16 protein-coding genes are annotated in these 17,023 nt (G+C 25.6%); 12 read left to right on the top strand and 4 right to left on the bottom strand.

The window, feature by feature from the left end; translation table 4 throughout:
• Positions 1-14: 14 nt before the first annotated feature.
• From ACFEL5_RS05440 to ACFEL5_RS05425, 4 genes are all read left to right on the top strand, one after another.
• The gene (locus ACFEL5_RS05440; protein WP_342189485.1) at positions 15-2,012 is read left to right on the top strand and encodes a hypothetical protein; all 1,998 of its coding nucleotides are present in this window, start codon (positions 15-17) and stop codon (positions 2,010-2,012) included.
• 1 nt (position 2,013) lies between these two features.
• A complete protein-coding gene (locus ACFEL5_RS05435) occupies positions 2,014-3,501 on the top strand; it encodes a hypothetical protein (protein ID WP_338968872.1) in 1,488 nt (495 codons plus the stop codon).
• A 57-nt stretch (positions 3,502-3,558) separates the two neighbouring features.
• Complete coding sequence (locus tag ACFEL5_RS05430) at positions 3,559-3,975, top strand: HIT family protein (RefSeq protein ID WP_338968874.1); 417 nt, start codon at positions 3,559-3,561, stop codon at positions 3,973-3,975.
• A gap of 147 nt (positions 3,976-4,122) precedes the next feature.
• Positions 4,123-5,067: an IS30 family transposase gene (locus tag ACFEL5_RS05425; RefSeq protein ID WP_338966716.1), complete on the top strand. Its 945-nt coding sequence runs from the start codon at positions 4,123-4,125 to the stop codon at positions 5,065-5,067.
• Between the two features lie 37 nt (positions 5,068-5,104).
• Here the strand turns inward: ACFEL5_RS05425 and ACFEL5_RS05420 are convergent, their stop codons facing one another.
• Both ACFEL5_RS05420 and ACFEL5_RS05415 read right to left on the bottom strand, forming a co-directional pair.
• The gene (locus ACFEL5_RS05420) at positions 5,105-6,052 is read right to left on the bottom strand and encodes a 3'-5' exoribonuclease YhaM family protein (protein WP_375315177.1); all 948 of its coding nucleotides are present in this window, start codon (positions 6,050-6,052) and stop codon (positions 5,105-5,107) included.
• Complete coding sequence (locus tag ACFEL5_RS05415; RefSeq protein ID WP_375315176.1) at positions 6,045-7,739, bottom strand: phospho-sugar mutase; 1,695 nt, start codon at positions 7,737-7,739, stop codon at positions 6,045-6,047. The genes ACFEL5_RS05420 and ACFEL5_RS05415 overlap by 8 nt, the downstream gene beginning before the upstream one ends.
• 186 nt (positions 7,740-7,925) lie before the next feature.
• Between ACFEL5_RS05415 and ACFEL5_RS05410 the strand changes: the two genes are divergently transcribed.
• The 4 genes from ACFEL5_RS05410 to ACFEL5_RS05395 all read left to right on the top strand — a co-directional run bounded on the left by ACFEL5_RS05410 (position 7,926) and on the right by ACFEL5_RS05395 (position 11,434).
• Entirely contained in the window at positions 7,926-8,168 is a 243-nt protein-coding gene (locus tag ACFEL5_RS05410) for a helix-turn-helix domain-containing protein (protein ID WP_375315104.1), read from the top strand.
• Positions 8,169-8,248: 80 nt separating this feature from the next.
• On the top strand, positions 8,249-9,235 hold the full coding sequence (locus ACFEL5_RS05405) for an IS30 family transposase (protein WP_375315015.1): 987 nt from the start codon (positions 8,249-8,251) through the stop codon (positions 9,233-9,235).
• Positions 9,236-9,444: 209 nt separating this feature from the next.
• A complete protein-coding gene (locus tag ACFEL5_RS05400; RefSeq protein ID WP_375315175.1) occupies positions 9,445-9,630 on the top strand; it encodes a hypothetical protein in 186 nt (61 codons plus the stop codon).
• A gap of 238 nt (positions 9,631-9,868) precedes the next feature.
• Positions 9,869-11,434: an ETX/MTX2 family pore-forming toxin gene (locus ACFEL5_RS05395; RefSeq protein WP_375315174.1), complete on the top strand. Its 1,566-nt coding sequence runs from the start codon at positions 9,869-9,871 to the stop codon at positions 11,432-11,434.
• 103 nt (positions 11,435-11,537) lie between these two features.
• Here the strand turns inward: ACFEL5_RS05395 and ACFEL5_RS05390 are convergent, their stop codons facing one another.
• Complete coding sequence (locus ACFEL5_RS05390; RefSeq protein WP_375315173.1) at positions 11,538-12,458, bottom strand: integrase core domain-containing protein; 921 nt, start codon at positions 12,456-12,458, stop codon at positions 11,538-11,540.
• A gap of 19 nt (positions 12,459-12,477) precedes the next feature.
• Complete coding sequence (locus tag ACFEL5_RS05385) at positions 12,478-13,428, bottom strand: IS30 family transposase (protein ID WP_375315172.1); 951 nt, start codon at positions 13,426-13,428, stop codon at positions 12,478-12,480.
• Between the two features lie 164 nt (positions 13,429-13,592).
• Between ACFEL5_RS05385 and ACFEL5_RS05380 the strand changes: the two genes are divergently transcribed.
• The 4 genes from ACFEL5_RS05380 to ACFEL5_RS05365 all read left to right on the top strand — a co-directional run bounded on the left by ACFEL5_RS05380 (position 13,593) and on the right by ACFEL5_RS05365 (position 16,888).
• Positions 13,593-14,405 carry an HAD family hydrolase gene (locus ACFEL5_RS05380; RefSeq protein WP_375315171.1) on the top strand — a complete coding sequence of 271 codons (813 nt, stop codon included), beginning with the start codon at positions 13,593-13,595 and terminating at the stop codon, positions 14,403-14,405.
• Between the two features lie 394 nt (positions 14,406-14,799).
• A complete protein-coding gene (locus ACFEL5_RS05375; protein WP_375315170.1) occupies positions 14,800-15,318 on the top strand; it encodes a hypothetical protein in 519 nt (172 codons plus the stop codon).
• 76 nt (positions 15,319-15,394) lie between these two features.
• Positions 15,395-16,339 carry an IS30 family transposase gene (locus tag ACFEL5_RS05370; protein WP_338966716.1) on the top strand — a complete coding sequence of 315 codons (945 nt, stop codon included), beginning with the start codon at positions 15,395-15,397 and terminating at the stop codon, positions 16,337-16,339.
• Positions 16,340-16,888, top strand: a complete 549-nt coding sequence (locus ACFEL5_RS05365) for a hypothetical protein (protein WP_375315169.1) — start codon at positions 16,340-16,342, stop codon at positions 16,886-16,888.
• The last annotated feature ends 135 nt before the right edge of the window (positions 16,889-17,023 follow it).

Raw genomic sequence — 17,023 nt, 5'->3', positions numbered from 1 at the left:
AGTGATTGAGATTAATGAAGAAAAAGATAGTTTTACCATTTGCTTTGGTGTTATCAATAAGTCCAATAATGACATCAGCAGCTTGCTCCAATAAATGAGAATTTATTGGTGATGATGGTTCGCAAGTACTTCTTGACCTTCCAACATTAAAATTTAAAGAATTAGATGATTTTTCAGGAAAATTAGATCGAATTACAATTGATCAACTTTTCAATAATTTCATTAACAATAATGAAATTAAAAAAGAACAATTTGTTGAGTTTACTAAACGCTTACAACTATCTGTTCTTAAAAGCAAAAAAAATGATCCGATATTTAAAAAAAGTTACGATAATATGATGACTAATTTAAATACTTATATTGAAGGAACTTTACATAAACAATGAGGAAATAATAAAACCAAAGAAGAAGCTAAAGAATATAAAAAATGAGGCGGTGCAGAAGGATTTAAAGATCATTTATTATTAGATAATTCTACTCCCAATAATGTTTATGAAACTTTTCGAAAAAAATTTATTAATGACTTTCAAATTGATTATGATCGCTATAGTATGGAGCAAATTAAAAGAATTGCCAATGATTTAATAAAGAAAATCAACAGCGATGGTGATAATTTTAACATTGATTTATGATATGGTAGTAAAACCGAAACCGAAACTCGGAACCGAGCATTAAGAAAAGCATATGAACTTAATGATAATAATGAATTAAAAGAAAAAATTAAAAGTCTTTTCAATACTTTTGCTATCAAGCCAGAAAATCTTGTTAAATTTGATGAGAGCAATAAGGTAATGATGAACCCTGATGCTCAACAATCAAATAAATTAAGTAAAGAGCAAAAATTTATTGCCGAACAATGATACTTTAATTTAAAACCGTTATTAGTTTCTCAAATTAATTTTAAATATGATGGTAAAGACAAAAATGGTTTAGAAGATGGCATTGAAGCAAAAGATTTTGATGAAAATAAGAATTTAAAAAACATTAATGATTTTTTAAGTGATGCTAAAAGTAAATCTTTTGAACAATTGGCTGGTTTGTATAGCGATGATAACAAAACAACCTTTGGTCAATTACCTAATTTATTAACTTTAGATAGTTCTAATGATAAATTTAGTCCAATATTTAAAGCAGCAACTTATGATTTAGCATACGATGGTACTGATGGCGGAAGTATCCCAACTGATTTTAATGCCCTTTTAAAGGATTTAAATGACGAACGAAAAGATAGCAACAAAAATATTATTTTTAAAAAAATTAAAATTGGTACTGATAAAGTTGTTTTTATTGCTGATACGAATGAAGTGCGTTTTATTAAAATTAATGGTTATGACAAGTTACGAAAAGGTTATGATGCTGATGGTGATATTGGCGAAAATCAAGAAAGTGACGGCAAATATCCGGCAATAACTTCAGATGAAAATATGCGTCTTGCTAAAACTCCCTATTTACAATATTTATTTGATGAATTTAAAAAACGCGTTGATGATAATCCTCAAAGTGAAAGTTCTGGTTTTAATCCTTTGAATGAAATTAAAACTTATACTGATTTTTCCCAAAATAATATTGACAATAATGAAAACTGATGATTTTGATTTTGAGATATGATGGCGTGATTAGAACGAGATGATGATAAACCAAATAATGAATGATATAAAGAATATATTGAATTTGACCAAGATAAATGAAGTGCTATTTTAGGTAAAATATTTAAAACTTCTCGTTCATCACTTTTAGGAACTAAAATTAATATTTTAAGTAAAAATCTAAATGATGAAAATGATGCCATTAATAAGATTCCTAATAAAAATCAAACTATTGGAGCGTTAATTGATGTTAATACAGTTATTAATGATAACTTTATGAATAATAAAGATAACTTATGAACTATTAAAGCGATTACTCCCCCAACTCCTATTAAACCTAAAAACAATCATTCTTCAAAAGGGAACCTTTATTCATCAACAGAAATTAGTAACTACTGATTAGCATTAGAAAAGGAGAAACATTAAGATGCAAATACTAAAGAAATTAGTCAGTTTCACGAGTACAATTTTAATATCTTCATCTCCTATTGTAACTGTTATTGCTTGTAGTAAATCTAAAGACCGCATTGATAGTAATATATCTGAAAAAACTCAAGAAGAACAATTTATTAAATTATTAGAAATAACCGATAAAAATAATATTACTGGAAAAGCATTATTTGATAAATTTAAAGGTAAGATTAGTGAATATGGTTTTAATGCTATTAAAGAGATTATTGCTCGTAATGAATTTGTTACGATATATGCGAAAATGCGAGGCAAAAAAATTGAAAACTTATCTGAGACAGAAATTACCAATTATTTGCAACAATTTGATAACCTTTGAAACCAAATAGCAGGTGATAAATTATATCAAGAATACTTAAAAGCAAGATTAAATAATAGTTTCTTAGAAGCAACAGTTACTAAACAAGGATACGACATTAAGCAATCAGCGGAATGGCATATTTTAGGAACTTGAGATGAAGAAAAAGATGAGGCCTATACTGATACAATTCAACCAAGCATTAATGATTTAATGACAGCCGAAATCACAAGCACCAACAATGAAACCATAAATTATAAAGTTAAAGTTCGTGAACGATTTGCTGATTACTATAATGCACAAATTAAACCTACTATTCTTGATAATTTAATGACAATGACTTGATTACAAGATCGGATTTTTGAATTAAAAAAAGATGGTAATTATTCATTGCCAATAAGTTGAACTGTTCCTAAAAATGTACAAACATTTGATTCAGGTAATGTTTGAGATAGTAAAATAAAAATGGTTTGAGAAGTAAAAGTTAAAAAGGAAAATGAAGCAAATTTACCTAACGATGATGTTGTGTTAATTCCTGATAATGATACTTTCAAAAATAAATTTAAACCTGATAATAATGAAATCAAAACAATTTTTGATCCAATATTTAATATGGCCGGTTTTCGTGGTTTTGTTGCTTATGGTAATGATAATAATCCTTATGGTGATAACACAATGGAAGATTTTTATAAAGAACAAGTGAAAGAGAGACAAATTGTTGGCTTTGCTAGCAGTAAAGCTCCTAACGATTCTGAAATAAATAAATTTTATACTGAAGACCGTCGTTATGTATCTAAAATTTATGTTCTCCCAATTTTTGTCACTGATTTGTTTAAAGGTTATAAAATTGATGATGATAAAGAAATTCAAATTGATAATGGGATAGAATTTGAGTGAAAAAATAATACTAATAAAACGGGAACTAAAAAAAATAGCGCCCGCAATAATACGGGAATGCAAAATCTTCCTAATAATCAAAAAACATCATTAATTAATGAATTATTATTTACAATTTCCAAAGATGATAATTTAAAAAAGAATGCTAGTCAATATTTATATACAAAATACATTGTAACTAAGAAAAATATTTACGATAAAAAGATATGAGAAGATTTATCTACTTATTTCCAAGATGAAGAAGATGATTAATTTACAAAAAAAGAGAACAGTTAACTGTTCTCTTTTTTAAACAAGGAGGATTATTAAATGAATGAACAATCTTGTTTATTTTGCAAAATAATTTTGCACGAAATTCCTAGTCATATAATTTATGAAGATGAACATACAATTGCCTTTTTAGACATTATGCCTCTTGACAAAGGACACACCCTAGTTATCCCTAAAATTCATAGTACAAATTTTATTAATACTAATGATGACATCATTTCTTTTGTTAATATTACTGCTAAAAAAGTCGCTCAGCAAATTGAAATGCAACTTAATACTTCAGCATTTAATTTTATTTCTAATAATGGTATTCTTGCTGGACAAACTATTGAACATTATCATTTACATATTATCCCTAAATATTCTTCCCACAGTGGTTTACAATTACCAAAAAGTCAAATCGTTGTTGACAGTAAAAAACTAACAGCATTAGAAAAAAAACTTAAATTTAATTAAAAAAGAATTCCTAGATTTGTTAGGAATTCTTTTTTAATAGCTGAATTATACTTGTAAGTGCAAGTAAATAAAATTGCAAAAGATTTCATATAAAAATTTCATGATGCTAAGTTTATTTTAGAAAAAGTAAATTTAAGGAGTTTTTATATGGGATACAAACATCTTGGCATAGATGAAAGAATTTATATTGAGAATCAATTGAAATTTAAAGTAAAAATTAGTGAAATAGCTAAAAATCTTAATCGAAGTATTAGTACTATTAATCGAGAAGTTAATAGAAATAAAGATAATAATCATTATTTTTCATTAATTGCACAAAATAAAGCAGAAAATAGAAAACAATTACATGTTTATTTTCATAAATTTAAAAATAGAGAATTAGTAAAATATGTACAACAAAAATTATTATTAGGTTGATCGCCTGAACAAATTTATGGCAGAATTAAAAATTTTCATCAAGAATGAATTATTAGTTTTAAAACAATTTACAATTGAATTTATTCTGGATTACTTGAAAAGGTTACTAGTAAAAATTTAAGAAGAAAAGGTAAGAAACGAAAATCTCAAGAAAATCGGGGTAAATTTAATGGTAAATCCATTAAAGAACGAAATGTTAATAATCGCATAACTCTTGGCCATTGAGAAGGTGATACTGTAGTATCATCACGAGGTAAAAGTAAATCATGTTTAATAACTTTAGTTGAAAGAACATCAAGATTTACTTTAGCAATATTAGTTGAAAATAGAACTACTAAAGTTATTAACAAAAATATTAGTCATTATTTATCAATTCTTCCAAATAATCTTGTTAAGACTATAACATTTGATAGGGGTAAAGAATTTGCTAATTGACAACAACTTGAAAAAAATTTAAATGTGAAAATTTATTTTGCTGATGCATATTCACCTTGACAAAGAGGTACTAATGAAAATACTAATGGTTTAATTAGAGAAAAATTTCCTAAAAAATTTAATTTTTCAAACACTACTAAAAATGCAGTTCATAAATTTATATTGTCTTTAAACCAAAGACCAAGAAAAATACTAAATTATCTTTCGCCAATCGAATATTTGGTTAGAAAAATAATTTAGTTGCACTTAACTTTACAATTTGGCAATAATTAATTATTTAATTTTCACTGTTAAAATAATTGTGACGATAAAAACTACGATTTTCTAGTCCGCCAATGCGTTGTGAAAAAGCTTCATTTTCAATTTGTTCTAAACCACTATCAATCGCATAAATTCTCGCATCTAAATTATCAATATGATGCAAAATTTCTGCTTCCATAATTTGTGGTAAAACTGGCGAACCATATTCATTTTTACCATGACTTGCTAAAATCATATGTTGTAATAAAACTACTTGTTGCATATCTAATTGTAATTTCTCGCCAATGGTAGCAATTTCACCAGCCATAATTGAAATATGTCCTATTAATTTACCTTGCACACTATATTCAACTGTTAAATCACCTTGTAATTCTTTAGTTTTTCCCATATCATGTAAAATAATTCCCGCATATAATAAACTTTTATTAATTTTACGATCATTATAAATTTCACAAATCGCTTTTGCTGTTTGTAACATAGTTAGTGTATGTCACATTAATCCCGAATGAATATTATGATGATGTCTAACCGCTGCTGGAGAAATTTTAAAACGATCTTGTTGCGTCTTTAAAATTTCTTCAACAATTTGTTTTCAAACATTATTTTTAATCTCCCCAATAAACTCATTAATTTGTTCTCACATTAAACTTTCACTAACTGGAGCACTTTTAACAAACAAATTAAGATCTGCTTCTTGTAAAGGAATAATTTCATAATTATTAATTTTAACTTGTAAACTTCTTTGATATTCTGAAACTAAACCATTAATTTCAACAATTACTCCTGCTTGTAATCTAATTGCATCTTCGCGTTGTGAATTTCATAAGCGGGCTTCAATAAGTCCTGTTTTATCTTTTAAAGCTACTGTTAAATATGTTGCTCCATTACTTGCTGTTCCTTGATTAACTTTTTCAACTAAGAATTTATCAAGAACATTACTATTTGCTTTTAAATCTTTAATCATCTAATTTCCCTTTCTTTAAATGTAAATAATTTTTTTCTAAATCGGAAAACATTAATTCCATTTTTATTTTTGCTGCTTTCACTGATTTATCAACACAAACAAAATAAAATTTAATTTTTGGTTCGGTACCACTAGCTCTTATTGCCAACCACGAACCATCATTAAAATAAAATTTTAATAAATCTTGGGGAGGCATATTATATAAACCTTGCAAATAATCTTCTTTTTTTGCTAATTTAATATTATTTAAACTAACAATTGAATCTTTTCTTAACTTTGCTAAAATCGTCTTAATCGCTTTTTGCCCACTAGTACCTTTTAAAACAACATTAACCGTATTAAAGTAAAAATATCCATATTTTTGATAAATATCTTCTAAAACATCTACCAATGACTTATTTTGTTGGCGATAATAATTGCAAGCCTCAGCAACAACCATTGCTGCGGCAATACCATCTTTATCACGAGTTAAATCTTTAACAACATAACCATATGCTTCTTCAAAACCAAAAACAAAATTTATATTCCGTGTCTTTTCTTTTGCCATTTCATTACCAATTCATTTAAAACCAGTTAATGTTTTAATAACTTCACAACCATAAGATTTTGCTACCAAATCACTTAAATGACCAGTAACAAAAGTATTATACATTACTGGATTAGATGGCATAATTTTTTGCTGTTGATAATGACTTAATAAGTATTCTAACAAAATTGGTGCTGTTTCATTACCATTTAATAAAATATACTCATTATGATGTAAAACTGCAATGCCAATTCTGTCACTATCAGGGTCATTAATAATAATTAAGTCAGCATTATTTTTCTTAGCATATTTAATAGCTAATGTAAAAGATTCAGCAACTTCGGGATTAGGTGATGGTGTATTACTAAAATTAGGATCAAAATCTCATTGTTCTTTAACAGGAATAACTTGATAATTACTACTTTGTAAAACATTCATTACTCAATCACGACTAGTACCGTGCTGATTAGAAAAAACTATCTTAATATCCTTTTGTTCATTAGGATAAAATTGTAATGCTTTAACATCTTTAATATATTCTTCTTCAACAATAATCGGAACAGTTTTTATTAATTGTTTTTGAATTGGTTTTAGTAACTTAAAGACATCCTCAATAGCAATATTTTCCATATTATTACCAACTTCATCAGTAACAACTGGTAAAAATTGACAACCATTTTCATCATAAATTTTAAAACCATTATATTCAGGCGGATTATGGCTAGCAGTAATTACAGCACCAGCTAAAGCATTTAATTTTCTCACACTATATGATAATAATGGTGTTGGTCGTAAATCATTATTAGTAAATAAGTATACAGGAATACTATAACTAGTAAAAATATTAGCTACTTCTTGACTAAATTCTAATGAATAATGACGATTATCATGAGCAATAACAATTCCTTTTTGTAATTCATCCATTTCATAATGTTTTTGTAAATATTGGATAAAAGCAATTGTTGCCTTCCTAATATTATAAATATTCATTCTGGCAATTCCAGGTCCCATAATCCCACGAATTCCTGCTGTACCAAAACTTAATGAATTACTAAAAGCATCAATAATTTCTTTTTCATTCATTGCAATTAACTGCTCTCTTAATTGTGGTTCTAAATCATTATTATTTAATCATTTTTGGTATTCTTTTTGATACGCCATATTTTCCTCCTATTAATTGTTAATCCTTATTAATTTTACTATAAATTTAAAGTAATATCTTATTTTTAATTTATAAATGCTGAATTATACTTGTAAGTGCAAGTAAATAAAATTGCAAAAGATTTCATATAAAAATTTCATGATGCTAAGTTTATTTTAGAAAAAGTAAATTTAAGGAGTTTTTATATGGGATACAAACATCTTGGCATAGATGAAAGAATTTATATTGAGAATCAATTGAAATTTAAAGTAAAAATTAGTGAAATAGCTAAAAATCTTAATCGAAGTATTAGTACTATTAATCGAGAAGTTAATAGAAATAAAGATAATAATCATTATTTTTCATTAATTGCACAAAATAAAGCAGAAAATAGAAAACAATTACATGTTTATTTTCATAAGCTGAATTATACTTGTAAGTGCAAGTAAATAAAATTGCAAAAGATTTCATATAAAAATTTCATGATGCTAAGTTTATTTTAGAAAAAGTAAATTTAAGGAGTTTTTATATGGGATACAAACATCTTGGCATAGATGAAAGAATTTATATTGAGAATCAATTGAAATTTAAAGTAAAAATTAGTGAAATAGCTAAAAATCTTAATCGAAGTATTAGTACTATTAATCGAGAAGTTAATAGAAATAAAGATAATAATCATTATTTTTCATTAATTGCACAAAATAAAGCAGAAAATAGAAAACAATTACATGTTTATTTTCATAAATTTAAAAATAGAGAATTAGTAAAATATGTACAACAAAAATTATTATTAGGTTGATCGCCTGAACAAATTTATGGCAGAATTAAAAATTTTCATCAAGAATGAATTATTAGTTTTAAAACAATTTACAATTGAATTTATTCTGGATTACTTGAAAAGGTTACTAGTAAAAATTTAAGAAGAAAAGGTAAGAAACGAAAATCTCAAGAAAATCGGGGTAAATTTAATGGTAAATCCATTAAAGAACGAAATGTTAATAATCGCATAACTCTTGGCCATTGAGAAGGTGATACTGTAGTATCATCACGAGGTAAAAGTAAATCATGTTTAATAACTTTAGTTGAAAGAACATCAAGATTTACTTTAGCAATATTAGTTGAAAATAGAACTACTAAAGTTATTAACAAAAATATTAGTCATTATTTATCAATTCTTCCAAATAATCTTGTTAAGACTATAACATTTGATAGGGGTAAAGAATTTGCTAATTGACAACAACTTGAAAAAAATTTAAATGTGAAAATTTATTTTGCTGATGCATATTCACCTTGACAAAGAGGTACTAATGAAAATACTAATGGTTTAATTAGAGAAAAATTTCCTAAAAAATTTAATTTTTCAAACACTACTAAAAATGCAGTTCATAAATTTATATTAGACTTGGTACATAACTATAACATTTTATGCCGACTAAACTATAAAATTCATTTTTATCTTTGTATTTATCTAACATTTGTATTTCATCTAAAAAATAATTATCAAAATAGTAGATAAAATTAAAGGTTATGTACCAAGTCTTTTGTATTTATCTAACATTTGTATTTCATCTAAAAAATAATTATCAAAATAGTAGATAAAATTAAAGGTTATGTACCAAGTCTATTGTGTAAAAATTCAATAATATGATAAAATAGTAATGAATAAAAATGACAATAACAAGAAAGGTATGGTTAGTTTAGTAATTAAATAATATAATTAGCTGATTGTTTTACTTCTTCAAAGCAATACCTAAGAAAACTAAACGCGACCGTTGGAAAGCAATTATTTTAGTATTTTCTAATTTAATATTAGGGATGGTAATTTATGTTCCCTTTATATTAATTGCTAATAGTATAGCTAAGAAAAATGGTAATGCTGTTAATTTAGGATATTTAGGTGCGATTCATTAGACTTGGTACATAACTATAACATTTTATGCCGACTAAACTATAAAATTCATTTTTATCTTTGTATTTATCTAACATTTGTATTTCATCTAAAAAATAATTATCAAAATAGTAGATAAAATTAAAGGTTATGTACCAAGTCTATTGTCTTTAAACCAAAGACCAAGAAAAATACTAAATTATCTTTCGCCAATCGAATATTTGGTTAGAAAAATAATTTAGTTGCACTTAACTTTACAATTTGGCAAATAAATATTTAAATAAACAAATTATAAACGAAGCACTTTTAAATACAAATTTAAGTGAAATTTATGAAAGTAAAGAAACTAATATTTTAGATGCTATTAAAATAAAAAATCCTAATATAGATATTTCTCATTTATCTGTATCTGATATAACTAATAAATCTGCAAAAATTACAGTAAATTTAACCGGGAAATATAGCCCGGGTTCATGAGTAGTTGTTTATTTTGTGATTCCTGATTTATTTAATGACTTTAAAAAATGTTTAAATCCTGTTGATAATATTAATGATGAAACAATTTTAGCGGCCGCTAAACAAGCTAACCCTGATTTAGACATTACACAAATATATGTTAAAGAAAAAGTTCCAAATGGTAAATTAACAATCGCAGTAAAAGCTGACTCAAATAAATATAGTATTGATAGTTATGTTTTTTGTAGTAATTTTAAAGTTAGACAAGATTTAAATGAAATTATTACAAATACTGATTTAAATATTATTAATAATAACAACAATGCCATTTTAAACGAATTAAATTATTTAAACCTAAATTTAGATATTTCACAATTAGAAGTAGTTGAAAAAACTAATATTTCTGTTACGATACAAGCAAGAAAAGATAGTGATAAATATTTTGGTGAAAAGAAAATTTGATACATAATAAATAATCAAGAAAATAAAATTATTAATTTAAACGAACTAATTAAAAAGGGGATATTTTTAAGTTATCGAGATAAAAATCAAGGAATTACTATAAAAGAAATTAAAAATATTAATTCAGGTAATTTGATATATTCAAATGTAACAGCAACAAAAAGTATTGAACCAATATATAATCAAAATAGTAAAAACATCTGTTTTGGGACAACCACATTATTTCATAATTTACCTGAAAAACAAAAAATGAAAACGCCAAATTGTAAATATACAAAAGAAACAACCGTAAGTTCTCAAATTACAACAGGTTTAAGCAAAACTGAAGGTGAAGAGAAAAGTTCAGAACAAAGTTCAAGTTCAGATATGAAACATAATTGAAATTTTGAACTTGGTATAAGTACGACGGCTGAAGCTAATGTTTGACCTTTTGCAGGTGTATCAGCAACTATTGATAAAAAATTAGGTATCGGGGGAGAATATGGTTCTTCAAATACAAATACATCATCAGAAACAAAAACCTTAAGTAATACATTTGATTTTTCAAGTAATAAAACAAATGAATATAAAGAAGTTTCAGAAGTGGAATTACCGTCACAAGAAATTGAAGTTAACCCAAATCAAAAGATTAAGGTTACTGCTTCATTAGATGAAGTTTTAGGGCAAATAACATTAAAATTAACACAAAATATTTATGGTAACATTACTTCACAAATAACAAATACAAGCAATGAAGAAAAATCATTTGAAATTTTAATTAAAGAAATTATGCAAAAATTAAAAGAATATAATCTTTTGCCACAAGAAATTACCATAAATAATGATGATAGTATAACTTTTAATGGGAGTGCGCATAGGTCATTAAAACAAGGATTTGATGGTAATATTGAGTTTCATGAAGTAAAATAAAAATCATAAAATATTAAGTTTTTTAGGAACAATCGCTTCATAACCATAACGAGACTAATAAATTAAATATTTTGTAAAAAATAATTATTTAAACTTCTAGAAATTATTTTATTAAAAGTTTTTGTAATGTTTGAAATGGAGTTTTATTGTTTAAAGATGAATGGCGTCGTTCAAAATTATAAAAGTAATAATATTTGTTTAAATAATGTTGAAGTTCATTTTGATTTAGTTTTTTATCCTTAGAATAAAATAATTTGGTATAATGTTGATGAAATCGTTCAATCTTTCCATTGCTCTGAGGAGAACGGATTGGCGTGGTTTCGTGGACAATTACGTTCCTCGAAAGAAAGGTTGTAAAAGGCCTTTCTTTTACTTTGTATGATTTTTTATTACTTCAGTTAGTAGTAGTAAATTCTGGAGCGTTGTCAGTACGAAGGCGTTTAATGATTATGCCAAGTTCGCCGAAATCTTTCATCGCTCTTCGTGTCGCATTAATGGCATTGTTAGTTCCCAAACTATCATAAACATAACCAAATACTATGCGCGTCATTTCGTCAATAAAATCATAAATGTAATATTTTTTATCAACCGGAAAATTTGATGGGGTAATGATTTTAGCATCCATTTGTAAGAGACCAATATCAGAAACTTCATAACGCTTAAAATGGCGTTTTGTTTGTTTGATTTGCTGTTTTAATTCTTTTCAACGAGGGTCGGATTTAATTCAACGATAAAAAGTTTTGATATTTTTCGGAACTTCTGAATTTTTAACAGCGTGAAAACCGATTTTTAAATTGTTAAATAAAGACCACATTCCGCCAGCTTGAAGATTTTTGTAATCAAAATATAAATCACATACTTTTTCGCGAGAATTTAAACTATATTGATAATTAATATTTTGTGGTTTTGTAGTTTTAAACAATAACAAATCTAGATTGTCAGAATAATAAGCAGTCATAATTTTTTGTGCCCAACGATAAAAAGTTTTCGTTGCATTCTTAAAATATTTTTTAATAAGTGCCAAATTGTAAAGTTAAGTGCAACTAAATTATTTTTCTAACCAAATATTCGATTGGCGAAAGATAATTTAGTATTTTTCTTGGTCTTTGGTTTAAAGACAATATAAATTTATGAACTGCATTTTTAGTAGTGTTTGAAAAATTAAATTTTTTAGGAAATTTTTCTCTAATTAAACCATTAGTATTTTCATTAGTACCTCTTTGTCAAGGTGAATATGCATCAGCAAAATAAATTTTCACATTTAAATTTTTTTCAAGTTGTTGTCAATTAGCAAATTCTTTACCCCTATCAAATGTTATAGTCTTAACAAGATTATTTGGAAGAATTGATAAATAATGACTAATATTTTTGTTAATAACTTTAGTAGTTCTATTTTCAACTAATATTGCTAAAGTAAATCTTGATGTTCATGTTCTTTCAACTAAAGTTATTAAACATGATTTACTTTTACCTCGTGATGATACTACAGTATCACCTTCTCAATGGCCAAGAGTTATGCGATTATTAACATTTCGTTCTTTAATGGATTTACCATTAAATTTACCCCGATTTTCTTGAGATTTTCGTTTCTTACCTTTTCTTCTTAAATTTTTACTAGTAACCTTTTCAAGTAATCCAGAATAAATTCAATTGTAAATTGTTTTAAAACTAATAATTCATTCTTGATGAAAATTTTTAATTCTGCCATAAATTTGTTCAGGCGATCAACCTAATAATAATTTTTGTTGTACATATTTTACTAATTCTCTATTTTTAAATTTATGAAAATAAACATGTAATTGTTTTCTATTTTCTGCTTTATTTTGTGCAATTAATGAAAAATAATGATTATTATCTTTATTTCTATTAACTTCTCGATTAATAGTACTAATACTTCGATTAAGATTTTTAGCTATTTCACTAATTTTTACTTTAAATTTCAATTGATTCTCAATATAAATTCTTTCATCTATGCCAAGATGTTTGTATCCCATATAAAAACTCCTTAAATTTACTTTTTCTAAAATAAACTTAGCATCATGAAATTTTTATATGAAATCTTTTGCAATTTTATTTACTTGCACTTACAAGTATAATTCAGCATATGTTATAATTATTTGTGAAAAATATAAAATTAGAAAAGATAAATGGTGTTATGATGAAAATTAAGTTAGTTGCTTTAGATTTAGATAAAACATTATTGAAAAATCATTTTGAGTTACATCCAGAAAATATTGTTGCTGTGAAGCAAGCTCAAGAACTTGGTGTTAAAGTAATTATTGCTACAGGACGATCACCGCAATCTAGTTATAAATTTGCTCGTGAATTAGGTTTATATGAAACTAGTGAACATATGGTATGTTTTAATGGCGCCTATGTTATTAATTTAAGAACTGGTGAGTTATTAGTTGATAAAGAAATAGCGTCAAGTACTATTAAACAAGTTATTAATTTAGCTAAAAATTATAAAGTTGCTTTTTGAGGTTATAGTGTTGATGGTAATATTGGTTATATTTTAAAGAAAACTTTTAAAATTTGGTTAATTCAAAAGTTAAATCGTCGTAAAATTGTTAAAGTTAATGAAAATTCTGATGTTAGAATGTATAAAATTTTATTATTAGGTAAGAGTAAAAGAATTAATAGTTTAGCATTAGAATTAGAAAAGTTACAAATTGCTGAAATTGCGGTTTCTGACAAGGGAAAATCTCGGATGATTGAGGTTAATGAATTAAATATTAGTAAAGCAAGTGGTATTAAGCATTTAGCTAAGATGTGAAATATTAATCGTGAAGAAGTTATGGCCATTGGTGATGGGATGAACGACTATAAAATGATTGAATGAGCTGGTTATGGAATTGCAATGAAAGATAGTGAAAAACCATTATTAGCAATTGCTAATGATATTACTGATACTTATAATAATGGTGGCGTTAGTAAAGCAATTCATAAATATATATTAGATGTTAACTAAGATGTTATAAAAACTCTTAGTTTTTTTAATAAAATAGTTGTACACTTTTTTTATTTTGCTAAACTTAATTTAAGTATTAAGAGTAATGAAAAATAAACTATATTTTGAGGTGAGTAAAATGAGTGGTTGTTTTGCGAAAATTTTTTTAGCATTTCTCCTATGTTCAACAGGTATTGTTACTAGTATTAATAGTTTGGCACTAACTGATATTAATGAAGAAATTGTGTTAAATCCAAATACAGTAGACTTGGTACATAACCTTTAATTTTATCTACTATTTTGATAATTATTTTTTAGATGAAATACAAATGTTAGATAAATACAAAGATAAAAATGAATTTTATAGTTTAGTCGGCATAAAATGTTATAGTTATGTACCAAGTCTAGTGAATATATGGAATTTAATAAGTTAGTTCATTCAGATTTTAAAGTTAATTTACATTCTTATATTAGTGAGTTTTTAAATCAAGTGAATAAAAATTTAGCACAATTAAATGCTAAAATTATCGCGATAAAAAATAATCGTATTGATTCTGAAACCGATTTTAAGAAAATGATTTTACTTCATAAGGAGTTTAAAGAATATCGTGATGATATTGAATATTTAAGAAGAGATGATTTTCAATTAGAGTTACCTGTTAAGTTTATGGAATTAGATGCCTATTTATTTAAAACTAATACTTTATTAGGCGATTTAGAAGTGAGATTAGAACAATCTTTTGTTAGTCATTTTACAAAGTGAAAGGAAACCTTTATTCAACAAAAAGATAAGATAACTGAACTTGGAGTTTGAGAAAAAATTGTTAAATTAAATAAAATGTTTCAAGACTCATATGAACATCTTAAAACAGTAGAAAAAGATTGTGGTAATTTTAATGTTAGCTGAATTATACTTGTAAGTGCAAGTAAATAAAATTGCAAAAGATTTCATATAAAAATTTCATGATGCTAAGTTTATTTTAGAAAAAGTAAATTTAAGGAGTTTTTATATGGGATACAAACATCTTGGCATAGATGAAAGAATTTATATTGAGAATCAATTGAAATTTAAAGTAAAAATTAGTGAAATAGCTAAAAATCTTAATCGAAGTATTAGTACTATTAATCGAGAAGTTAATAGAAATAAAGATAATAATCATTATTTTTCATTAATTGCACAAAATAAAGCAGAAAATAGAAAACAATTACATGTTTATTTTCATAAATTTAAAAATAGAGAATTAGTAAAATATGTACAACAAAAATTATTATTAGGTTGATCGCCTGAACAAATTTATGGCAGAATTAAAAATTTTCATCAAGAATGAATTATTAGTTTTAAAACAATTTACAATTGAATTTATTCTGGATTACTTGAAAAGGTTACTAGTAAAAATTTAAGAAGAAAAGGTAAGAAACGAAAATCTCAAGAAAATCGGGGTAAATTTAATGGTAAATCCATTAAAGAACGAAATGTTAATAATCGCATAACTCTTGGCCATTGAGAAGGTGATACTGTAGTATCATCACGAGGTAAAAGTAAATCATGTTTAATAACTTTAGTTGAAAGAACATCAAGATTTACTTTAGCAATATTAGTTGAAAATAGAACTACTAAAGTTATTAACAAAAATATTAGTCATTATTTATCAATTCTTCCAAATAATCTTGTTAAGACTATAACATTTGATAGGGGTAAAGAATTTGCTAATTGACAACAACTTGAAAAAAATTTAAATGTGAAAATTTATTTTGCTGATGCATATTCACCTTGACAAAGAGGTACTAATGAAAATACTAATGGTTTAATTAGAGAAAAATTTCCTAAAAAATTTAATTTTTCAAACACTACTAAAAATGCAGTTCATAAATTTATATTGTCTTTAAACCAAAGACCAAGAAAAATACTAAATTATCTTTCGCCAATCGAATATTTGGTTAGAAAAATAATTTAGTTGCACTTAACTTTACAATTTGGCGTTAATTTTAAAAATGTTAATAATTTAGTACAAAGTGTCCGCGATGTTATTAAAACGATTGAGTATAAAGGTGTGAATGCGATTAATGTTGCTGATTCTAATAATTCTCATATGATAACGCATTATATGGCTGATGATATGTATGCAGCAATGCGGAGTAAACAAGTTATAAAAACTGTTGTGATTGATATTGTTGTTGGTGTGCCAATATCGGTTTATACCGGAACGAAAGTTGGGGCTAAGGTTGCTAAATTGCTTATTAAAAATGGCAAAGTAGTTAGGTGGTTAGCAACAGGCGTTTCATCAACTTTAGTTGGTGGTATTGCTGGTGCAGTGGTATCAATATTAGTAGATATTGTTTTTGGTGATCTTTTGGATGCATTAATAAATACCGACTGAATTTCTCACGGAGCGGGAATTAGTTATACAATTAATAAAAATTTTGAGTGATTAGGAATATATAAAGCAATCGCAATGAAAAATACTTTAAAGGCACAAACAATGAAATATTTAGATAAGTTTTAAGTGTTAAAAATATTTAAATTAACCTTGTTATTTTAATATTAGCCAAATTGTAAAGTTAAGTGCAACTAAATTATTTTTCTAACCAAATATTCGATTGGCGAAAGATAATTTAGTATTTTTCTTGGTCTTTGGTTT

Source organism: Spiroplasma endosymbiont of Tipula paludosa (assembly GCF_964264785.1).
In the GTDB taxonomy this organism is placed as follows: Bacteria; Bacillota_I; Bacilli_A; order Mycoplasmatales; family Nriv7; genus Nriv7.
The sequence above is the reverse complement of the archived record's forward strand: the minus strand, read 5'-3'. Positions and strand labels throughout refer to the sequence as shown.